This is a genomic window from Enterobacter sp. T2 (genome assembly GCF_010692925.1).
Taxonomy (GTDB): domain Bacteria; phylum Pseudomonadota; class Gammaproteobacteria; order Enterobacterales; family Enterobacteriaceae; genus Enterobacter; species Enterobacter kobei.
The window spans coordinates 99744-120224 of the sequence record NZ_CP048736.1 but is presented as its reverse complement, the minus strand read 5'-3'; the positions used below and the strand labels follow the sequence as shown (position 1 = coordinate 120224).

20 protein-coding genes are annotated in these 20481 nt (G+C 53.7%); 13 read left to right on the top strand and 7 right to left on the bottom strand.

Annotation, left to right across the window (positions count from 1 at the left end; all coding sequences use genetic code 11):
- Positions 1 to 70 precede the first annotated feature (70 nt).
- Genes gpsA through G0034_RS00600 form a run of 4 tightly spaced genes read right to left on the bottom strand, consistent with a single transcriptional unit; the run spans position 71 to position 2284 of the window.
- The gene (gene gpsA, locus G0034_RS00615; protein ID WP_014882009.1) at positions 71 to 1090 is read right to left on the bottom strand and encodes an NAD(P)H-dependent glycerol-3-phosphate dehydrogenase; all 1020 of its coding nucleotides are present in this window, start codon (positions 1088 to 1090) and stop codon (positions 71 to 73) included.
- Entirely contained in the window at positions 1090 to 1557 is a 468-nt protein-coding gene (gene secB, locus G0034_RS00610) for a protein-export chaperone SecB (protein ID WP_008502716.1), read from the bottom strand. Before secB ends, gpsA begins: the two co-directional genes overlap by 1 nt.
- A 32-nt stretch (positions 1558 to 1589) precedes the next feature.
- Positions 1590 to 1841 carry a glutaredoxin 3 gene (gene grxC / locus G0034_RS00605; RefSeq protein ID WP_014882008.1) on the bottom strand — a complete coding sequence of 84 codons (252 nt, stop codon included), beginning with the start codon at positions 1839 to 1841 and terminating at the stop codon, positions 1590 to 1592.
- An 11-nt stretch (positions 1842 to 1852) separates the two neighbouring features.
- On the bottom strand, positions 1853 to 2284 hold the full coding sequence (locus tag G0034_RS00600; protein WP_014882007.1) for a rhodanese-like domain-containing protein: 432 nt from the start codon (positions 2282 to 2284) through the stop codon (positions 1853 to 1855).
- Positions 2285 to 2530: 246 nt separating this feature from the next.
- On the opposite strand from G0034_RS00600, the gene gpmM reads away from it, so the two are divergent.
- Genes gpmM through G0034_RS00575 form a run of 5 tightly spaced genes read left to right on the top strand, consistent with a single transcriptional unit; the run spans position 2531 to position 8478 of the window.
- Complete coding sequence (gpmM, locus tag G0034_RS00595; protein WP_032635332.1) at positions 2531 to 4075, top strand: 2,3-bisphosphoglycerate-independent phosphoglycerate mutase; 1545 nt, start codon at positions 2531 to 2533, stop codon at positions 4073 to 4075.
- 33 nt (positions 4076 to 4108) lie between these two features.
- Positions 4109 to 5368: a murein hydrolase activator EnvC gene (gene envC / locus G0034_RS00590; protein ID WP_230278613.1), complete on the top strand. Its 1260-nt coding sequence runs from the start codon at positions 4109 to 4111 to the stop codon at positions 5366 to 5368.
- A gap of 3 nt (positions 5369 to 5371) precedes the next feature.
- On the top strand, positions 5372 to 6322 hold the full coding sequence (locus G0034_RS00585) for a divergent polysaccharide deacetylase family protein (RefSeq protein WP_032645126.1): 951 nt from the start codon (positions 5372 to 5374) through the stop codon (positions 6320 to 6322).
- A 20-nt stretch (positions 6323 to 6342) separates the two neighbouring features.
- Complete coding sequence (locus tag G0034_RS00580) at positions 6343 to 7548, top strand: glycosyltransferase (protein ID WP_023331731.1); 1206 nt, start codon at positions 6343 to 6345, stop codon at positions 7546 to 7548.
- Positions 7549 to 7563: 15 nt separating this feature from the next.
- Positions 7564 to 8478 (top strand): hypothetical protein, encoded by a 915-nt coding sequence (locus G0034_RS00575; protein WP_014882002.1) that lies wholly within the window; start codon positions 7564 to 7566, stop codon positions 8476 to 8478.
- Between the two features lie 27 nt (positions 8479 to 8505).
- Here the strand turns inward: G0034_RS00575 and tdh are convergent, their stop codons facing one another.
- Together tdh and kbl are read right to left on the bottom strand one after the other, a co-directional pair.
- A complete protein-coding gene (gene tdh / locus G0034_RS00570) occupies positions 8506 to 9534 on the bottom strand; it encodes an L-threonine 3-dehydrogenase (RefSeq protein ID WP_014882001.1) in 1029 nt (342 codons plus the stop codon).
- A gap of 9 nt (positions 9535 to 9543) precedes the next feature.
- A complete protein-coding gene (gene kbl, locus G0034_RS00565) occupies positions 9544 to 10740 on the bottom strand; it encodes a glycine C-acetyltransferase (protein ID WP_047343728.1) in 1197 nt (398 codons plus the stop codon).
- 215 nt (positions 10741 to 10955) lie between these two features.
- Between kbl and rfaD the strand changes: the two genes are divergently transcribed.
- From rfaD to G0034_RS00535, 6 genes are read left to right on the top strand one after another with little or no spacing between them, the layout of a single operon-like run.
- Positions 10956 to 11888 (top strand): ADP-glyceromanno-heptose 6-epimerase, encoded by a 933-nt coding sequence (rfaD, locus tag G0034_RS00560; RefSeq protein ID WP_014881999.1) that lies wholly within the window; start codon positions 10956 to 10958, stop codon positions 11886 to 11888.
- 2 nt (positions 11889 to 11890) lie between these two features.
- The gene (gene rfaF, locus G0034_RS00555) at positions 11891 to 12937 is read left to right on the top strand and encodes an ADP-heptose--LPS heptosyltransferase RfaF (protein ID WP_014881998.1); all 1047 of its coding nucleotides are present in this window, start codon (positions 11891 to 11893) and stop codon (positions 12935 to 12937) included.
- A gap of 3 nt (positions 12938 to 12940) precedes the next feature.
- Complete coding sequence (gene rfaC, locus G0034_RS00550) at positions 12941 to 13924, top strand: lipopolysaccharide heptosyltransferase RfaC (RefSeq protein ID WP_023336550.1); 984 nt, start codon at positions 12941 to 12943, stop codon at positions 13922 to 13924.
- Between the two features lie 3 nt (positions 13925 to 13927).
- Complete coding sequence (locus G0034_RS00545; protein WP_023331727.1) at positions 13928 to 15037, top strand: glycosyltransferase family 9 protein; 1110 nt, start codon at positions 13928 to 13930, stop codon at positions 15035 to 15037.
- 5 nt (positions 15038 to 15042) lie between these two features.
- Positions 15043 to 15951 carry a glycosyltransferase family 2 protein gene (locus G0034_RS00540; RefSeq protein WP_014881995.1) on the top strand — a complete coding sequence of 303 codons (909 nt, stop codon included), beginning with the start codon at positions 15043 to 15045 and terminating at the stop codon, positions 15949 to 15951.
- The gene (locus G0034_RS00535; protein ID WP_014881994.1) at positions 15939 to 17153 is read left to right on the top strand and encodes an O-antigen ligase family protein; all 1215 of its coding nucleotides are present in this window, start codon (positions 15939 to 15941) and stop codon (positions 17151 to 17153) included. The genes G0034_RS00540 and G0034_RS00535 overlap by 13 nt, the downstream gene beginning before the upstream one ends.
- 24 nt (positions 17154 to 17177) lie before the next feature.
- On the opposite strand, the gene G0034_RS00530 is transcribed toward G0034_RS00535, so the two are convergent.
- Positions 17178 to 18134, bottom strand: a complete 957-nt coding sequence (locus G0034_RS00530; RefSeq protein WP_032629639.1) for a polysaccharide deacetylase family protein — start codon at positions 18132 to 18134, stop codon at positions 17178 to 17180.
- A gap of 150 nt (positions 18135 to 18284) precedes the next feature.
- Between G0034_RS00530 and rfaQ the strand changes: the two genes are divergently transcribed.
- Both rfaQ and G0034_RS00520 read left to right on the top strand, forming a co-directional pair.
- The gene (gene rfaQ, locus G0034_RS00525; protein WP_023331724.1) at positions 18285 to 19355 is read left to right on the top strand and encodes a putative lipopolysaccharide heptosyltransferase III; all 1071 of its coding nucleotides are present in this window, start codon (positions 18285 to 18287) and stop codon (positions 19353 to 19355) included.
- The gene (locus G0034_RS00520; RefSeq protein WP_047344998.1) at positions 19352 to 20479 is read left to right on the top strand and encodes a glycosyltransferase family 4 protein; all 1128 of its coding nucleotides are present in this window, start codon (positions 19352 to 19354) and stop codon (positions 20477 to 20479) included. The genes rfaQ and G0034_RS00520 overlap by 4 nt, the downstream gene beginning before the upstream one ends.
- The last annotated feature ends 2 nt before the right edge of the window (positions 20480 to 20481 follow it).

Below are 20481 nucleotides of genomic sequence, written 5' to 3'. Positions count from 1 at the left end.
ACTCCAGACGATAAGTTAATGACCAGCCAGTTCTGCGCTGGCTGGGTCATTCAGGTGACAATGGTTCCGACTACTTACTGCTGCGCTCGTCCTTGCGCGCACGACCTAATAAGGTCAATGCTGCCTCGCGCGCATTTTTTCCGCAATACAATACCTGATAAATTTCCTCGGTTATTGGCATTTCGACACCAAACCGGTGCGCCAATTCGCGGACTTCTTTGGTATTGCGGTAGCCTTCCACCACCTGTCCAATCTTCTCCTGCGCGCTTTTTACATCGCTGCCCTGTCCGAGCATCATGCCAAAGCGGCGGTTACGAGACTGGTTGTCGGTACAGGTCAGCACCAGATCGCCCAGACCCGCCATCCCCATAAAGGTGGCCGGATCGGCGCCCAGCGCCTCGCCAAGACGGGACATCTCGGTTAAGCCGCGGGTAATCAACGCCGTACGGGCGTTGGCGCCAAAGCCAATACCGTCAGACATCCCGGCACCGATAGCAATCACGTTCTTCACCGCACCGCCCAGCTGGACACCGATAAAATCAGGGTTGCTGTAGACGCGGAAACTCTTGCCACAATGCAGCAGATGCTGGAGATCGTCGGCGAAAGCCTGGTCAGTCGATGCCAGCGAGATCGCCGTCGGCAGGCCAGCAGCCAGCTCTTTGGCAAAGGTCGGACCGGAGATGACCGCCAGCGGGATCGCATCACCCAGCGCTTCGCGGGCAACGTCCTGCAGCAGGCGTCCGGTTTCCGCTTCAAGACCTTTGGTTGCCCAGACAATACGGGCATCCGGGCGCATCAGCGGCTTAATCTGACGCAGCACTTCGCCAAACACATGGCTCGGGACGACAATCAGAATGTTGCGGCTGGCCGCCAGCGCGGTCGCTAGATCGCTTTCCAGGTGCAGGGAGTCAGGGAACGGAACGTCCGGGAGAAACGCCACATTGCAACGGTCGTGCTGCAGCGTGGCGATATGTTTTGGATCGTGGCCCCACAGGACCACGTCGTGACCATTTCTTGCCAGCGTGATGGCAAGAGCGGTGCCGTATGAGCCGGCACCGATCACAGTCATTGAAGCATTAACAGTGCTCATCAGGCATCCTGATGTTGTTCAGCACCTTCGCCAGCTTGCTGCTGCAGATAGTTCATGAACAGCGCATCAAAGTTAACTGGCGCAAGGTTCAGTTGCGGGAATGTACCGCGAGAAACCAGGCTGGTGATGCATTCGCGCGCATACGGGAACAGGATGTTCGGGCAGTATGCACCCAGGCAATGCGCCATCTGGTTGCCTTCGATGCCGCCGATGGAGAAGATACCGCCCTGCTGTACTTCACACAGGAACGCGGTTTCTTCGCCCAGAGAGGCGGTCACGGTCACACGCAGTACAACTTCATACACGTCATCTGCCAGTTGGGTAGATGCGGTATCCAGATCAAGTTTAACCTCTGGCTGCCAGTCTTTCTGGAAAACGTGCGGCGCATTTGGCGCTTCAAAAGAGACATCTTTCGTGTAGATGCGCTGGATCTGGAAAATCATTTCATTATTGCTTTGTTCTGACATGGAAAAACCCTTTTTAATTGTCCTAAAGTCTCTTAGCTCAGCAGCGGATCGAGTCCACCACGGGCGTCGAGCGCATACAAGTCATCACAGCCGCCAATGTGCTGCGCATCAATAAAAATCTGCGGAACCGTCGTACGACCACTACGTTGGATCATCTCTTCACGTTTAACCGCGTCACCGTCGATCGGCAGTTCCTTGAACGTGACGCCTTTGCTGTTCAGCAGCGCTTTCGCACGGTGGCAGAACGGGCACGTCGCTTTGGTGTAGATCTCAATATTGGCCATGACTGAACTCCTTATTTACCGCGAACCAAAGGAAGATTTTCCCCGCTCCAGCCGGAGATCCCTTCTTTCAGTACCGTTACATTTTCGAAGCCCGCTTTATAAAGCGCGCTGGCAGATTCTTGCGCCTGCATACCGGTTGCATCAACAACGATAATTGGCTGGGCTTTGTGTTTTTCAAGCTCACCCACGTTGTTCGCTTTGATTTCAGCTGGCAACAGGTTGATTGCGCCTGCAATGTGACCTTTACGGAAATCGTCACGCTGACGCAGATCGACAACGACGGCATCTTCTTTGTTGATAAGACGCGTCGCTTCACCACGGGTGATAACCTTAATCTTAGACGTCAGGCTCTTAAATGTGGTGAACAGCACAGCAGCCAGCAGGCCAATCCACGCGATGCTCAGAACCGGATGGCGGCTAACGAATTGCATAATTTCTTGCATGGAGGGTAACTACTCCCGACTAAGTGATAAAAAAACCAGGACAGGAGTATACCTGTGCGTTCTGGCAAATACAGCCAGCGACCCTAACCTAATCCATTTTCTGCGGCATGCCACCTAAAAAAATGCCTCAAAATGGTCCGGTCAGCGCCTTGCCCCTGCGCTTTCTTTGATCTTCTGCGGCTATTTGATCGATTCAGCTGTAGTAAAATTACGCAAATTTTGACTCTTGAGCATGAGGTTGTTGCAATGTCGGTTTCTAAAAAACCTATGGTACTGGTGATTCTGGATGGCTATGGCTACCGTGAAGACAGCCAGGATAACGCTATTTTCAGCGCAAAAACCCCGGTGATGGATGCGCTGTGGGCGAAACGTCCCCATACCCTGATCGACGCATCCGGTCTGGAAGTCGGTCTGCCTGACCGCCAGATGGGCAACTCCGAAGTCGGTCACGTTAACCTGGGCGCGGGCCGTATCGTCTATCAGGACCTGACCCGTCTGGATGTCGAAATCAAAGAACGCACCTTCTTCGCGAACCCGGTTCTTTGCGGCGCGGTAGATAAAGCCGTTGCGGCAGGTAAAGCCGTTCACATCATGGGCTTGCTCTCCGCGGGCGGTGTACACAGCCACGAAGATCACATCATGGCGATGGTTGAACTGGCCGCCGAGCGCGGTGCAGAAAAAATCTATCTGCACGCCTTCCTGGATGGTCGCGATACGCCACCACGCAGCGCAAAAGGCTCTCTGCAAGCCTTCGAAGAGAAATTTGCCGCACTGGGCAAAGGCCGCGTCGCCTCCATCATTGGTCGTTACTACGCCATGGACCGCGACAACCGCTGGGATCGCGTTGAACAGGCCTATGACCTGATGACCTTGGCAAAAGGTGAGTTCCAGTTCCCGACTGCCGTTGAAGCCCTGGAAGCCGCATACGCACGTGATGAAAACGATGAATTCGTGAAAGCGACCGTGATTCGTGCTGAAGGCCAGCCCGATGCCGCCATGGAAGATGGCGATGCGCTGATCTTCATGAACTTCCGCGCTGACCGCGCGCGTGAAATCACCCGTGCTTTCGTCAACAGCGACTTCGACGGTTTTGCCCGTAAGAAAGTGGTAAACCTCGACTTCATCCAGCTGACCGAATACGCGGCAGACATCAAAGCCCCATGCGCGTATCCACCAGCCTCGCTGGCTAATACCTTCGGCGAGTGGATGGCGAAGAATGACAAAACGCAGCTGCGTATTTCCGAAACCGAAAAATATGCGCACGTGACCTTCTTCTTTAACGGCGGCGTGGAAGAGCCGTTCAAAGGTGAAGAGCGCATTCTGATCAACTCACCGAAAGTCGCGACTTACGATCTGCAGCCAGAGATGAGCTCTGCTGAGCTGACTGAAAAACTGGTCGCGGCCATCAAGAGCGGCAAGTACGACACCATCATCTGTAACTACCCGAATGGCGACATGGTCGGTCATACCGGCGTGATGGAAGCCGCCGTGAAAGCGGTTGAAGCACTGGATCACTGCGTTGAGCAGGTTGCAAAAGCGGTTGAGTCCGTAGGCGGTCAGCTGCTGATCACCGCTGACCACGGTAACGCGGAACAGATGCGCGACCCGGCAACGGGCCAGGCGCATACCGCTCACACCAACCTGCCTGTTCCGCTGATTTATGTCGGTGATAAATCACTGAAAGCAGTGGAAGGCGGCAAGCTTTCTGACATCGCGCCAACCATGTTGTCGCTGATGGGTATGCCGATCCCTGAAGAGATGACTGGTAAGCCGCTGTTCATCGTGGAATAATCCCTCCCCATGAGGGGAAAGGCGATTTTTTCAATCACATGGGTCGTGAAGCCGCTTAGGTTATCAGTCAGACCCCTGCTTTGCGCCAGCGCACTCAGCGCTGGCGTATTGCTGTGCGCCGCATCCGCCCACGCGGACGATCGCGACCAGTTGAAATCCATTCAGGCGGATATCGCCGCTAAAGAGCGTGCGGTACGCCAGCAACAACAGCAACGCTCCGCCCTGCTCGCCCAGCTTAAGCAGCAGGAAGAAGCTATTTCGGCCGCAGCCCGTAAGCTCCGTGAAACGCAAGATACCCTCGCTCAGTTGAATAAACAGATCGACGAGATGAACGCGTCGATTGCCAAACTGGAGCGCCAGCGTGATGCACAGGAGCGCAATCTTGCCGCACAGCTTGATGCCGCTTTCCGACAGGGTGAACACACCGGTCTTCAGTTGATCCTCAGCGGTGAAGAGAGCCAGCGCGGTCAGCGTCTGCAGGCCTACTTCGGTTATCTGAACCAGGCGCGTCAGGAGACCATTGCGCAGTTGAAACAGACGCGTGAAGAGGTCTCCACCCAAAAAGCTGAGCTGGAAGAGAAGCAGAGTCAGCAGCAGACGTTGCTCTACGAACAAAAAGCGCAGCAGGCGAAACTTGAGCAGGCCCGTAACGAGCGCAAGAAAACCCTTTCCGGTCTTGAGTCCTCCATTCAGCAAGGTCAGAGCCAGCTGAGTGAAATGCGTGCCAACGAATCAAAACTGCGTAACAGTATCGCCCGTGCCGAAGCCGCGGCGAAAGCGCGTGCCGAAAAAGAGGCCCGCGAGGCACAGGCTGTCCGCGACAAGCAGCAGGAAGCCTCCCGCAAAGGTACCACCTACAAACCAAGCGAAAGCGAACGTTCCCTGATGTCGCGTACCGGCGGTCTGGGTTCCCCACGCGGTCAGGCCTACTGGCCCGTTCGCGGTACGCTTCTGCATCGTTATGGCGAACAGCTGCAGGGTGAGCTACGTTGGAAAGGGATCGTTATCGGTGCGTCTGAAGGTAGTGAAGTAAAAGCCATTGCCGATGGACGAGTGATTCTGGCCGACTGGCTGCAGGGTTACGGTCTTGTGGTAGTGGTTGAGCACGGTAAAGGCGACATGAGTCTTTACGGCTACAATCAGAGCGCACTGGTCAGCGTTGGCACACAGGTGCGCGCAGGCCAACCCATCGCCCTTGTGGGCAGCAGTGGCGGTCAGGGCCGCCCGTCACTCTATTTCGAAATTCGTCGTCAGGGTCAGGCGGTCAATCCACAGCCGTGGTTGGGAAGATAAGTTTTGCTTCAATTTCGTCGAATGGTTCTCTCCGTCGTCAGCGCGCTGGCGCTGGCTGCACCGGTATACGCCGGTAAACTCGCCATCGTGATTGATGACTTCGGTTATCGTCCGCACTATGAAAATCAGGTGCTGGCGATGCCGCCAGCCATCTCTGTCGCCGTCCTTCCGAATGCGCCTCACGCCCGTGAGATGGCGACCAAAGCCCACAACAGCGGACATCAGGTCCTCATCCATCTGCCGATGGCACCGCTCAGTAAACAGCCGCTGGAAAAAGATACGCTTCGTCCAGATATGAGCAGCGATGAGATCGAGCGCATCATCCGTGACGCTTACAACAACGTGCCGTATGCCGTTGGCCTGAACAACCATATGGGTAGCGCGATGACCTCCAGCCTGTACGGCATGCTAAAAGTGATGCAGGCGCTGGAACGCTACAACCTCTACTTCCTCGACAGCATGACCATCGGCAACAGCCAGGCGATGCGTGCCGCTCAGGGAACGGGGGTGAAGGTGATCAAGCGCAAGGTGTTCCTGGATGATACTCAGAACGAGGCCGACATTCGCGCGCAGTTCAATCGCGCCGTGCAGCTCGCCCGACGCAATGGTTCAGCCATTGCCATCGGCCACCCGCATCCTTCTACGGTGCGCGTTTTACAACAGATGTTGCCGACCTTGCCACCAGATATCACACTGGTACGTCCGAGCGATCTGCTCAATGAGCCGCAGGTCGATACGTCTCGCCCGGGTAGCGCACAACCACCCGCAACGCAGCCGCGTAACCCGTTCCGTGGCGTGAAGAATTGCAAGCTGAAACAACCGCCTGAACCGGTGCATGCAACCCGCTTCTTCGCGGTCATCAGCGAAAGCGTGAGCCAGAGTACGCTGGTGCAATACTTCCAGCACCAGTGGCAGGGATGGGGTAAGAAAGTATCAGTGAGCCATTCTCAGTGACAGGCGATTAAGGTAGAAAAATGCCGCAGCGACACAAAATTCTGCTCCTCGATACCGGTAAAGAATGGGGAGGAGGCACCAACAGTATGCTCGAACTTCTGAAGCGCATTAACCGCGAAAAGTTCGATATTACCTGTTGTTTTTACAGTGACTACAGCCGGGCCGAAGGGCAAACCATCGGCCAGGTGCTGAACAGTATTGGCATTCCCTTAATTGTCATCCCTCAACATAAGCAGCCCGCATGGGCGAAGATTGCCAAAGAATTGGGACGTAGCCTGCTGTTTTTCTCCCGCAGCGCCCGGAAGGCATTTACACGTCATGTTGATACGCTCTGGCGTATTCGACCCAACGTTAGCAAAATCGAGACGATTTTCAGGGATGGCGGTTTCGATACGCTTTATATGAACAACCAGCCGGGCTCTAACGAAGAGGGTTATCTGGCAGGTGCAAACGTGCATGCGCGGATAATCCAGCACTGTCGAATTGAACCTGTTTTGACCCCGCCGCTGGTGAAGCTGGTGAATACCCATGCCACAAAAATCATCGCCGTCTCACATGGCGTAGAACGCGTGTTAGTTCAGCATGGGGTCCGACCCGAGCTGTGTACGACGGTCAACAATGCCATCGACATCCATCAGCCTTTACCCGACCGACGCGCGATGCGTAATCGCCTGAACATTGATGACGACACGTTCGTGTTCGGCAGCATTGGCTCATTAATCCCTCGCAAAGCCAACCACCACACGCTGGAAGCGCTGGCACAATTCAACCAGAAACATCCCGAGGCGAGGTGGAAGATGGTGCTGGTCGGTGAGGGGGCTGAACGCGGTGCGTTGGCGGCACAAGCTGATGCGCTGGGTATTGCTGAGCATGTGATTTTCACCGGTTTCCAGAACACGCCTTTTGACTACCTCGCGACCTTTGACGCGTTTATTCTGGCCTCGCAGAGCGAAGGCTTGCCCCGCGTCGTGCTGGAAGCGATGCTGCTGAATATCCCCGTCATTGGCTCAAAGGTGACCGGCACGGCAGAATTGATCGATCATGCATCGACCGGGCTGCTTTTCCCGTGGAGCGATGTGTCGCAACTTGCTCAACACCTGGATAATATCTGGCAGGATCCCGATCTGCGCACCCGGCTCGCCGCCGCTGCGCATCAGAATGTCTGCAACGTGTATGCCATTGAAAGCTATGTTAACGGTGTCGAGGCCGTTCTTGGCGCGCAATAACCAAACGAGAAGAACATGTTTAAATTCCTGAATGCTCGCTACCGCCACATCACCGGGCGACATAACATTCCCTACGCTTCCCTTCCGGTCACGCGCGATCTCGTGGCGGTTGACTCTATCGTGATCCCTTGCACCGGTGCGGATTTCGTCGAAGAGGCGTTATTGTCCGCGACCTTTGCAGAGCGATATGCCACCGACGTCAGCGAGATTGTGATTGTCAGCGATCAACCAGAATCCGCGTTTGGCAATCTGCCGCCGAAAACCCGCATAGTGACCCTCGACCTACCAAAACGTGAAGAAGGTTATCGCTACAAGCAGATCTACCTTAGCCGCCTGGTGAAGCTTAACGCCCCGCTGCAGGCGCGCGGTGAAGGCGTATTGATGATCGATTCCGATCTCAACCTCCTGAAGATGCCAGAAATCAACATGGCCGAGATGCACATCTACTCCAGCTTCCGCCAGGGCAAAATGATTGCCAAGCTGGACGGCGCGCCAGCAGAGAAAGTCCCGGCGTATTATAAAGAGACGGTGCGCCCGTATCTGGTTGATCATGTTAACGGTGCGTTTCTTGCGGCCACTAAAAAGACCTGGCGCCGTATCTGCCCGCTGTGGCTCACGCTGTTCCAGGATACCTGGGAACTGATGGAAGACACGCAACCGCCGACGGATCAGCTGCCGCTCGCCGCGCTACTGGACATGCTGGATTTAAAAACGGTTAACCTGGGCGACTGGATGAACTGGCCGGTGTCCAAGAAGATTGGCGGACAGGAAGCCGTTGTGCCGAAAGAGGTGATTGGTGCGCACGGTGGTTTTCCGCTCTCAGAATGGCAAAAGTATCTTGAATCACCTGAAAACAAACTGTTGTTCAAAGGTCAGGACTATACCCGCAAGGTGCGTTACCTGACGGACGAAGAGAAAAAAAATCAGTAAAAAAAGGGGCCGCTGGCCCCTTTTTGATTACTTATCCCAGCTCAGGATCACTTTCCCAGACTGGCCTGAACGCATCGCGTCAAAGCCTTTCTGGAACTCATCAACTGAGAAGCGGTGAGTAATAATCGGGGACAGATCCAGACCAGACTGAATTAATGCCGCCATCTTGTACCAGGTTTCGAACATCTCACGGCCATAAATGCCTTTGATGAACAGCCCCTTGAAGATGACCTTGTTCCAGTCGATAGACATATCTGACGGCGGAATACCCAACATCGCGATACGGCCACCGTGATTCATGGTGTCGAGCATGGTGCGGAACGCCGGTGGCGCACCGGACATCTCCAGACCTACGTCAAAGCCTTCGGTCATGCCCAGCTCTTCCATCACGTCGGTCAGACTCTCTTTGGAAACATCCACCGCGCGGGTGACGCCCATTTTACGCGCCAGCGACAGACGGTATTCGTTCACGTCGGTGATCACCACGTTACGCGCGCCCACATGCTTCGCCACGGCTGCCGCCATAATGCCAATGGGGCCCGCGCCAGACACCAGCACATCCTCACCCACCAGGTCGAAGGAGAGTGCCGTGTGTACCGCGTTACCGAACGGGTCAAAGATGGAGGCCAGATCGTCAGAGATATTGTCCGGGATTTTGAACGCGTTAAACGCCGGGATCACCAGGTATTCCGCGAAGCAGCCCGGGCGGTTTACGCCCACGCCAATGGTATTACGGCACAGGTGCGTACGCCCACCGCGGCAGTTGCGGCAGTGGCCGCAGGTGATATGGCCTTCACCGGAGACGCGGTCGCCAATCTGGAAGCCTTTGACTTCCTGACCAATGCCAACCACTTCACCCACATATTCGTGACCGACAACCATCGGGACCGGAATGGTTTTCTGTGACCACTGATCCCAGTTGTAGATGTGAACGTCAGTACCGCAGATGGCGGTTTTACGAATTTTGATTAGCAGATCGTTATGACCGACTTCCGGCTCCGGCACGTCGGTCATCCAAATCCCTTCTTCCGCTTTCAGTTTGGATAACGCTTTCATCACACGTCCTCAGGCAATTACGCCCAGCTGTTTGCCGATGCGGGTAAAGGCTTCCACCGCACGTTCAATTTGTTCAGGCGAATGCGCCGCAGACATCTGGGTGCGGATACGCGCCTGGCCTTTTGGTACCACCGGGAAGAAGAACCCGGTGACATAAATCCCTTCTTTCTGCAGTTCACGAGCAAATTTCTGCGCCACGACCGCATCACCCAGCATCACCGGGATGATGGCGTGATCGGCACCGGCCAGGGTGAAACCTGCGGCGCTCATTTTTTCACGGAACAGACGGGCGTTCGACCACAGGCGGTCGCGCAGCTCAGCGCCGGACTCCACCATCTCCAGTACCTTGATGGAGGCGGCAACAATGGCTGGCGCCAGGGAGTTGGAGAACAGATACGGGCGGGAGCGCTGACGCAGCCATTCAACCACCTCTTTACGCGCAGCGGTATAACCACCGGACGCGCCTCCGAGCGCTTTGCCCAACGTACCGGTGATGATATCCACGCGGCCCATCACGTCACAGTATTCGTGGGAACCGCGGCCATTTTCGCCGACAAAACCGACCGCGTGAGAGTCATCGACCATGACCAGCGCGTCGTATTTATCCGCCAGGTCACAGACACCTTTCAGGTTAGCGATCACACCGTCCATGGAGAACACGCCGTCGGTGGCGATCAGCACGTGGCGAGCACCCGCTTCACGGGCCTCTTTCAGGCGCGCTTCCAGTTCAACCATGTCGTTGTTGGCGTAACGGAAACGCTTCGCTTTACACAGGCGTACGCCGTCGATGATGGAGGCGTGGTTCAGGGCGTCGGAGATAATCGCATCTTCTGCGCCAAGCAGGGTCTCAAACAGACCGCCGTTGGCGTCGAAACAGGAGGAGTAGAGAATCGCGTCTTCCATTCCAAGGAAGCTCGCCAGCTTTTGCTCAAGCTGCTTGTGGCTATCCTGGGTACCGCAAATAAAGCGTACGGAGGCCATACCGAAACCGTGAGTATCCATGCCGTTTTTCGCTGCGGCAATCAGCTCAGGGTGATTCGCAAGACCTAAGTAGTTGTTCGCACAAAAGTTGATCACGTGGCTGCCGTCGGCAACGGTGATGTCCGCCTGCTGAGCAGACGTGATAATACGCTCTTCCTTGAACAACCCTTCCGCACGTGCGGTGTCGAGGTCGCTGTTTAACTGTTTGTAAAAATCACCACGCATTGCAATTCTCCAGACTCGGCAAATTTCGGGACATATTACCCAAACCTATAGTTCATGACGAGATGACGCAGTATCTCTTGTCGTTTTTGCAGCATAAATCACGTGTACCCCTACCGCATATCGGTGAATGGCTGAAGACAGGGCATTGTGATGATATGATAGAAACATTAGCGTTCGGGATTGTCCCCGGACTCCACACTTCAAAGGTTACCGTTATGATCATCGTTACCGGCGGCGCAGGCTTTATCGGCAGCAATATTGTTAAGGCTCTCAATGACAAAGGCATCACCGACATCCTGGTGGTGGACAACCTGAAAGATGGCACCAAGTTCGTTAACCTGGTGGATCTGAACATCGCTGATTACATGGATAAAGAAGACTTCCTTATCCAAATTATGGCAGGTGAAGAGTTTGGCGAGATTGAAGCCATTTTCCACGAAGGTGCGTGCTCATCCACCACCGAGTGGGACGGTAAGTACATGATGGACAACAACTATCAGTACTCCAAAGAGATCCTCCACTACTGCCTGGAGCGTGAAATTCCGTTCCTGTACGCCTCTTCTGCTGCCACCTACGGCGGGCGTACCTCAGACTTCATCGAATCCCGCGAATACGAGCAACCGCTGAACGTCTACGGCTACTCCAAATTCCTGTTCGACGAATACGTGCGTCAGATTCTGCCAGAAGCGAACTCCCAGATTGTCGGCTTCCGTTACTTCAACGTCTACGGGCCGCGCGAAGGGCACAAAGGCAGCATGGCGAGCGTGGCATTCCACCTGAATACCCAGCTGAATAATGGCGAAAGCCCGAAACTGTTCGAAGGCAGCGACGGCTTTAAGCGCGACTTCGTCTACGTGGGCGATGTGGCTGCAGTCAACCTGTGGTTCTGGGAAAACGGTGTGTCCGGCATCTTCAACCTGGGGACTGGCCGCGCGGAATCCTTCCAGGCAGTGGCAGACGCGACGCTGGCGTACCACAAAAAAGGCAGTATTGAGTACATTCCGTTCCCGGATAAGCTGAAAGGCCGCTACCAGGCGTTCACCCAGGCAGACCTGACTAACCTGCGTAAAGCTGGCTACGACAAGCCGTTCAAGACCGTTGCCGAAGGCGTAACGGAATATATGGCCTGGCTGAACCGCGACGCGTAAGTATGAGAATTCTGGTGATCGGCCCGTCATGGGTGGGCGACATGATGATGTCGCAAAGTCTCTATCGCACGCTCAAGGCGCGCTATCCCCAGGCGATAATCGACGTGATGGCACCCGCGTGGTGCCGTCCGCTGTTATCGCGTATGCCGGAAGTGAACGAGGCGATCCCGATGCCGCTCGGCCACGGTGCGCTGGAAATCGGCGAACGCCGCAAGCTCGGCCATAGCCTGCGCGAGAAGCGCTACGATCGCGCGTATGTCCTGCCGAACTCTTTCAAATCTGCCTTAGTGCCCTTCTTTGCGGGTATTCCGCACCGTACCGGCTGGCGCGGTGAAATGCGCTACGGCCTGCTGAACGACGCGCGGGTGCTGGACAAAGAGGCCTGGCCGCTAATGGTGGAGCGCTACGTGGCGCTGGCCTACGACAAAGGCGTGATGCGCAGTGCGAAAGATCTGCCGCAGCCGCTGCTCTGGCCGCAGCTTCAGGTTAATGACGGCGAGAAATCCCAGACCTGCAACGCGTTTGGTCTTTCGTCTGAACGCCCGATGATTGGCTTCTGCCCTGGTGCGGAGTTCGGTCCGGCAAAACGCTGGCCGCACTATCACTATGCGGAGCTGGCAAAACAGCTGATCGACGAAGGCTATCAGATTGTGCTGTTTGGCTCGGCAAAAGACCACGAAGCAGGCAATGAAATTCTCGCCACGCTCAGCACAGAGCAGCAGGCCTGGTGCCGAAACCTGGCCGGGGAAACGCAGCTCGAACAAGCTGTTATTCTGATCGCCGCCTGTAAAGCCGTGGTGACCAATGATTCCGGCCTGATGCACGTCGCTGCCGCGCTGGACCGCCCGCTGGTCGCGCTGTATGGTCCAAGCAGCCCGGACTTCACGCCGCCACTGTCGCACAAAGCGCGCGTCATTCGCCTGATTACCGGCTACCACAAGGTGCGCAAAGGCGATGCCGCAGAAGGCTATCACCAGAGCCTGATCGACATCACGCCGCAGCGTGTTCTCGAAGAACTCAACGAACTGCTGTTGAGCGAAGAAGGGTAACGGATGCGGGTATTGATCGTTAAAACCTCCTCTATGGGTGATGTTCTGCATACGCTGCCTGCGCTGACAGACGCGATGCAGGCCATTCCGGGCATCCGTTTTGACTGGGTGGTGGAAGAAGGCTTCGCGCAGATCCCTACCTGGCATGAAGCAGTAGACCGCGTGATCCCAGTGGCCATTCGCCGCTGGCGCAAAGCATGGTTCTCCACACCGATTAAAGCCGAGCGCACCGCCTTCCGCGAAGCGGTTCAGGCGCAGCGTTACGACGCGATCATCGACGCGCAGGGGCTGGTGAAAAGCGCCGCGCTGGTGACGCGTCTGGCACACGGCGTAAAGCACGGCATGGACTGGCACTCCGCCCGCGAGCCGCTGGCGAGCCTGTTCTATAACCGTCGCCACCGCATTGCAAAACAACAGCACGCGGTGGAGCGTACCCGTGAACTGTTTGCAAAGAGTCTTGGCTATGTAAAACCGGAATCCCAGGGCGACTACGCCATTGCGCAGCACTTTTTGCGCAATACAGACCCCTGTACTCAGCCTTATCTTGTCTTCCTCCATGCCACAACGCGCGACGATAAACACTGGCCGGAAACGCACTGGCGAAGACTGATTGAACTAATGCAACCTACCGGGATCCATATTAAACTGCCCTGGGGCGCTGAACATGAGCGACAGCGAGCAGAACGTCTGGCCTCCGGTTTTTCGCACGTTGAGGTATTGCCCAGACTCACGCTGGCGCAGGTGGCCGCAGAACTGGCGGGGGCGAATGCCGTCGTTTCCGTGGATACAGGATTAAGCCATTTAACCGCAGCGCTGGATCGCCCGAATATTACGATATTCGGCCCGACCGATCCGGGTCTGATTGGGGGCTACGGTAAAAACCAGCACCAGATGGTCAGCCCAACGCAACACACGAAGGATATTAGCGCAGATGCTATTTTTTCATTTTTACAGGGCAGCCATCGGCTTTCTGACAGGGATATTTAACCCATGAGTTATGTATTTCTGCTGATTTTACTCTTTCCGGTGAAACTCATCCGAAAGCTGTTTCGCAAAGACACAGGTAAAAACCTGGTTATTCAAACAGCAAAAATCGGCGATTTTGTTAATGCAACGCCCCTTCTGGCATACCTGCAAAAAAGCGACGTACTTATTAGTCGCAGCGTAGGTGCACTGGCGAAGCATGATGAGACGATCGACGAGATTTTTTTCATCGAACAGCATAAGCGTAACCTGTGGCGAAAGCTCTGCTTTGCCTGCCGGATCATGAACCGCTATGACAATGTGTATCTTCTGCAGCCTAACAGCGTAAATCTTTTTTTTGCCTCCGTTTGTAACGCCAAAAACAAACAGTTCTTAAGCACATACACACGCAGGTGGTATCACGGAATTTTCTATGCAACGGCAGACGGTACCGTTGAACACGGCAAAAAGACATTGTCGGTGACGAACTATCTCAAGCTTGCCGACCGCACGCTGACCTGGAAAGACTCACCAAAGCACGCCACCAGACCACTTTTTAAACCCGCGACATATCCGGCAATCCTTGATAAACCCGGCGTGATCCGCATTGGCATCAGTATTGCCGCAGGAAATAAAGCGAAAACCGTCCCGCCGGGCATCTGGAAGCGGATTGCCGATCATCTCGCCGACCTGCCCTGCGAGTTTTATGTGTTTGGCGCCCCGAACGAACAATCGTGGATGGATGATATCACCCGCGCGTATGGCGAATTGCCCAACTTCATCAATTTGATTGGCAAAATTTCGCTTGAAGAACTCCCGTGGGCCATTTCAAAAATGGATTGTTATATCGCGTCCGACTCAGGAAATGTCTACGTTGCCGACGCGGTGGACGTGCCGGTAATCTTACTGTTTGGACCCTGCTGCCACTATGAACAGCGTCCGCTTGGCAATGTACTGTTGGTTGGGAATGATGACAATATTTGCTCGTATGTTTTTGAGACTCGCTATTACTTCTCACAAAGCCGGGAAGAACTCTTCTCTGTAACAGATGAATCGCTGGACAACATTAGACATTTCATTTGCGCGTTACCAACGGCTAACGCGGCCGCATATACCGTTGATGCCCAGGGAAACTAATTGTTATGGCTTTTCTAAGCATCATTATTGCCGCACATAACGCCCAGGACACGCTTGACGCAACGCTACAAAGCCTGCAAAACGCGATTGATAATGCGGGCGATGATGTAGAAATCATTATCTTTAATGACAGTTCCAATGATTCCACACAGGATATTATTGAGACGTGGTTGCCAAAGCTTCCGAATGCGCAATCCCGATACGTTGAGTACCGTAACGTCGGTCATGTTCGAAACAGCGCACTCTCTCTGGCGTCAGGTGAGTACATTACCATGCTGGATAGCGATGACCGATTGAAACCGGGCAGCATCCGGGACGCCGTGGCATTTCTGCAAGCACAGCGGCCTGATATGCTCCTGACGCGCCTGCTGGAAATACGCGATACGCATAAAATCACCGCTGACTGGCAGGGGTTCTCTCCCGTTGCTTTATCACAACACCAGGCAATAACGCGTTTCCTGCAGCATAAAGACTTTCAGGCGCACCTCATCGGGCAATTCGTTCATCGGAAGCTGTACGAAAGCAACCCGATCCCTTCAATGGTCTGTTATGAAGATTTCGCCGTGTTTCCCGGCATGCTGATGCAATCGAGTAAAATAGTCTTCCAGCGGAAGGGGCACTATTATTACATCAAACGTAACGATAGTTTATCGAGCCGTCTTGACGCCAGTAAAATCGCTACGCTTGTAGAATGCACATTACAGATGGAAAAGATATTCCCGCAATCATTCAGGCATCTCATTAATTGCCACTGGTTTGATATTTACAGTAACCATCGACAATATCTGACCGACGCGCAACTCAAACTGGTTATGCAACGAGTAAAAGCACTTTATTCGTTCTCTTTTTTCTTCTCCAGCGATGTTCGTTTCAGCTACAAAAAAAGGGTTATTGAGGCATTATGGAAAAAGTAAAACTGCGGCTCTATCAACTGACGCTTATTTTGAGCCTCATTTCGCTTGCGCTGGCGTTACTGAGCTCAGGGAAACAGCGTGAATTCTTCTATATTGCGGTTTATGCCAGCATTATCGGCCTGGCGTGCGAATATAAAAAAATCACCCTTCGTCCCTTTTCGATTGCGCTACCCATTTTGCTGATTGGGTTGCTCAATCTTATCTGGTATATGGCCTATGAATATCATAACGAAGGCTTGAACGCTTATAGCGATTACCTTGGCGCCAGCAAGAAATTGATTTTGGCGAGTATTCTCGTTTTCTATCTTGACCGGTTCAAATCTTATATTGATAAAACAGCCTTCCTGAAATATTTCTTGTATGCCTCTGGTGCAGGATTTGTCCTTGCTACTGGTTATGGCTTATGGCAAGCGTCACAGGGTATGGAACGTGTTGAGATGGCCATCAATCGTCCAACCGTGTCGGCCTATGTTTACTCCGTACTGTCACTGGCGTTTGTATACAGCCTTTATCTTCAGAAAAACAGAAAGCTGTATGTGGCCGCAGGGCTCACCATCTTGATCTCTTATTTCGTCATCCTTTTGACGGCTACGCGCGCCGCAATGGGATTATATTTGCTCCTGGCGATTGTACTCACACTCTACCACTTCAGAAGAATCCATCTGAAATCAACGCTGATTTTCTTATGTATTGTGGCAGGTATAGTGGTTGTGAGTTACAAGCCGTTAATTCTGCCTAAGATACAACAAACACAATCTGAAATAGAACGTTATCAAAAAGGATATGACGCCACCTCACTCGGTGCACGTTTTTCTATGTGGATTATTGGTGCTCAAAACGGACTTGCCCACCCCATGGGGCAGTCAGTCGAAGACCGCGAAGTCTGGTCACAGCAATATGTGAAAAATGGACATCCACATCTCGCGGCAGCGCTTGAATTTACCCGGATTCATCTGCACAACGAGTTCATTGAAAAATACTCTCTTCAGGGGATCCCTGGGCTGGTAATATTATTCTTTTTCTATATCTCGATGATCGTGTACGCACTTAAAAATAAAAATGGTCTGCTGCTGACGACCATGCTTCTTTTATTGCTCTATGGTCTGACGGACGTCATTTTGTTGAGCTCAGAGGCGCTCATCTTCTTTGTCACCGTGTTTGCGCTGAGTACACTCTTTTCACAAACCAGACAACGCCAGTAAGTGATAATGCCCGCCATGCGGGCATTATTTTTTCTTGTGTTGATAAAACTCCGCCAGCGTCATCCCCACCGTCTTGTCGGATAACCAGCTAAACAGCGCTTCCAGATCCTGGTATAACCCCTCGATCGCCGCCTCGTCCTTAAACGTAGGACTGCCCCCGGGCATAAATTCCGACGAATGGAGCATAAACTCGACGTAATCATTTCCCTGAGAAAGGCATTGCTGCGCAACCTCAATCATCTGCGACGCATTACCACCTGTCGGACGTAACCAGTTCACAGAAGGTGAGCGGTATTTACCACGAAGACGATCGTAACCCTGTTTGATCGTGTTCAGCCAGGCAGGATGTTTATACTGAATGCTCATCGGCACTTCGAGTAAAGGGCTCGTGCCCGCCCGGGAAATGTCGTTAACGTCAATAAAGTAGGCACGGTCCGGAAAATGTTGGTAATCCGTCCCACCATGGCCTTGCGGAGCCCCCTTCGCATTGCGCCAGTTCACTCGCGGCGTCACCGAGCAATCAACCTGATACCCCAGCTCAATCAGTAACCTGGCATAACGGCTATCAAACGCCCAGCGCCCGGCGCGGTGGCTTAACATTTTGGTCTGGAACGTCTCTTCCAGCAGGCGGGTCATGAACAGCACTTTCTCGCGCATCACCTCGTCTGAAAATTCAATCAAATAAGGCTGCCAGCGCCAGTCATCACCCGTGAGATCGTGCTCAGGCGGGCTATTCCATGCGTGGAGGTGCATGCCCACCTCCCCCTGGCCGCGAGCGATCACGTCCCTGGCGAAGTCGATGAAAACGGGCTCGATCGCCATCTCATAGTTTGTCAGCCACACGGGCTTAAAGCCGAAACGTTCACACAGCGTCTGGAACCGGGCCAGATAGCGCGCGTTTTCCGTTTTAATGACGCGGTGGTTCTGCCAGAGATTATCGCCCTCAGTATCAATCGTGATGATAAACGCGGGTTTTTTCATAATGAGTCCGCAAGACAGGGAAGTTAGCGCTATGTTACGCACTCTCCAAACCATCAGTAAACCCTTGCTGGGAAATTCCTGAGATTATGGAGAAAGAGTGCAAGTCGCTATCAGGTCTATTAGAATTGCCAACAGTACAACGCCGATAAGATGATGATGAATAACTTACCTGACACGCCTGATTTGCGCATTTTACTGATCAAACTCCGCCATCATGGCGATATGTTATTGACCACCCCCGTCATTGATTCATTACGTCAACACTGGCCACACGCGCAAATTGATGTGCTGTTGTATGAAGAAACGCGCGACATGCTCGCCGCGCATCCGGCAATTGGCACCATTTATGGAATCGATCGTAAATGGAAGCACCTGGGCACACTCAAGCATCTACAGAAAGAGTGGCAGTTGCTGTGTGCGTTAAGGAAACAACATTATCATCTGGTGATTAACCTTGCCGATCAGTGGCGTAGCGCTATTGTCACCCGCTTCACCGGCGCGCCGGTTCGTCTCGGATTTGCCTTTAACAAACGCAACAATGCATTCTGGCGTTTTTGTCACAGCGATTTAGTCTCCGTTGCAAATCACCAGTCTCTGCACACCGTCGAGCAAAACCTCTCCATTCTGTCTCCATTACAGGTCGCGGCGCAGCCCGCCGTCACCATGGCCTACAGCGCAGATGACTGGCACTTCGCCCGCCAACAGCTGGAGAAAAAGGGTGTGAGTGATAACTATATCGTGATTCAGCCAACATCCCGCTGGTTCTTCAAATGCTGGGATGAAGACAAAATGGCGCAAACGATTACAGCGCTGCAGCAAGATGGGCATACCGTCGTACTCACGGCCGGGCCGGATAAAAAAGAGATGGCGATGATCGATCGCATTCTCGCCGCGTCCCCGAAGACCGGCGTCGTCTCGCTGGCCGGTCAATTAACGCTGCGCCAGCTTGCAGCGCTGATCGATCATGCCTGCCTGTTCATTGGGGTTGATTCGGTTCCGATGCATATGGCCGCCGCGCTGCAGACGCCCTGCGTGGCACTCTTTGGCCCTTCCAAACTGACGTTTTGGTCTCCGTGGCAGGTCAACGGCGACGTTATCTGGGCTGGCGACTTCGGCCCGCTCCCCGATCCGGACGCCATTGATACCAACACTAAAGAGCGCTATCTCGACGCCATTCCCGTGGATGCTGTCGTCTCTGCTGCAAAGAGATATCTGTCATGAAACACCATCGTCTGGCTATTGTGCGCCAAAAATATCGTCCTGATGGCGGAGCGGAACGGTTCGTCTCCCGCGCGCTCACCGCGTTAAGCAACCAAAATCTTGAGCTGAATGTCATCACCCGTGAATGGCAGGGAGAAAAGCAGGACGACTGGCATATCCACATTTGCGATCCGCGAAAGTGGGGCCGCATCAGCCGCGAGCGTGGTTTTGCTCATGCCGCACGTGAACTGTGGCAACAACAACAGTTTGATATTGTGCAAAGCCACGAGCGAATCCCGGGCTGTGACATCTACCGCGCAGGCGATGGCGTCCACCGCCGCTGGCTACTGCAGCGTGCACGCATTCTACCCGCCTGGCGTGCAAAGATGCTGATGGTCGATCGCTATCACCGCTATGTGATGCATGCCGAACGAGAGATGTACCAGGCACCGGAACTCAAAGCGGTTATCTGTAATGCGGAGATGATCAAACGCGAAATTGTCGAAGATTTTGATATTGACGCAAAAAAAATACATGTAATTTATAATTCTATTGATTCCAGCCGCTTCGTTCCGGCTCAGGAGGCACAACGTGCCGCGTTGCGTCAGCAATTTGGTTTGCCAGCCGATGCCGTGGTGTTCTGTTTTGTCGGCTCCGGGTTCGAACGAAAAGGCCTGGCCAGCGCCATACGGGCTATCGCTGGAACAGCGGCATGGCTGATTGTGGTTGGACAGGATAAAGCAGAAAGTCGTTATCGCGATCTTGCCCGTTCACTCGGCTGCGAAGGGCAAATCCGTTTCCTGGGGATGCAAAAAGAAACGCTTCCTTTTTATCAGCTATCCGATGGTTTACTGTTGCCAACGCTGTATGATCCCTTTCCTAACGTCATTCTTGAAGCGATGGCCTGCGGTTTACCCGTCATTACTTCAGAGAGTTGCGGAGGCGCTGAATTTATTCAGCAAGGCCAGAACGGATTTTATTGCGATGCCCTTGATATCAAGACATTGAAGGAAGCGATATCCGCTATTCCTTCTCTGGAAAAAAATAACAATATGGGACGCGCGGCACGGGAACGTGTGAAAGACGCCACCCCCGAAAAACTGTCAAGTCAGCTTATTTCGCTTTATCAAAAATTACTGGATTAAAA

Bases quoted from the DNA above. Each gene is read 5' to 3' on its own strand.
- gpmM (WP_032635332.1), top strand. From the start codon at position 2,531: ATGTCGGTTTCTAAAAAACCTATGGTACTGGTGATTCTGGATGGCTAT.
- kbl (WP_047343728.1), bottom strand. From the start codon at position 10,740: ATGCGTGGTGATTTTTACAAACAGTTAAACAGCGACCTCGACACCGCA.
- G0034_RS00600 (WP_014882007.1), bottom strand. From the start codon at position 2,284: ATGCAAGAAATTATGCAATTCGTTAGCCGCCATCCGGTTCTGAGCATC.
- G0034_RS00575 (WP_014882002.1), top strand. From the start codon at position 7,564: ATGTTTAAATTCCTGAATGCTCGCTACCGCCACATCACCGGGCGACAT.
- secB (WP_008502716.1), bottom strand. From the start codon at position 1,557: ATGTCAGAACAAAGCAATAATGAAATGATTTTCCAGATCCAGCGCATC.
- G0034_RS00545 (WP_023331727.1), top strand. From the start codon at position 13,928: ATGAGTTATGTATTTCTGCTGATTTTACTCTTTCCGGTGAAACTCATC.
- rfaF (WP_014881998.1), top strand. From the start codon at position 11,891: ATGAGAATTCTGGTGATCGGCCCGTCATGGGTGGGCGACATGATGATG.
- rfaD (WP_014881999.1), top strand. From the start codon at position 10,956: ATGATCATCGTTACCGGCGGCGCAGGCTTTATCGGCAGCAATATTGTT.
- grxC (WP_014882008.1), bottom strand. From the start codon at position 1,841: ATGGCCAATATTGAGATCTACACCAAAGCGACGTGCCCGTTCTGCCAC.
- tdh (WP_014882001.1), bottom strand. From the start codon at position 9,534: ATGAAAGCGTTATCCAAACTGAAAGCGGAAGAAGGGATTTGGATGACC.
- G0034_RS00540 (WP_014881995.1), top strand. From the start codon at position 15,043: ATGGCTTTTCTAAGCATCATTATTGCCGCACATAACGCCCAGGACACG.
- gpsA (WP_014882009.1), bottom strand. From the start codon at position 1,090: ATGAGCACTGTTAATGCTTCAATGACTGTGATCGGTGCCGGCTCATAC.
- G0034_RS00530 (WP_032629639.1), bottom strand. From the start codon at position 18,134: ATGAAAAAACCCGCGTTTATCATCACGATTGATACTGAGGGCGATAAT.
- G0034_RS00580 (WP_023331731.1), top strand. From the start codon at position 6,343: ATGCCGCAGCGACACAAAATTCTGCTCCTCGATACCGGTAAAGAATGG.
- G0034_RS00535 (WP_014881994.1), top strand. From the start codon at position 15,939: ATGGAAAAAGTAAAACTGCGGCTCTATCAACTGACGCTTATTTTGAGC.
- G0034_RS00520 (WP_047344998.1), top strand. From the start codon at position 19,352: ATGAAACACCATCGTCTGGCTATTGTGCGCCAAAAATATCGTCCTGAT.
- rfaQ (WP_023331724.1), top strand. From the start codon at position 18,285: ATGATGATGAATAACTTACCTGACACGCCTGATTTGCGCATTTTACTG.
- rfaC (WP_023336550.1), top strand. From the start codon at position 12,941: ATGCGGGTATTGATCGTTAAAACCTCCTCTATGGGTGATGTTCTGCAT.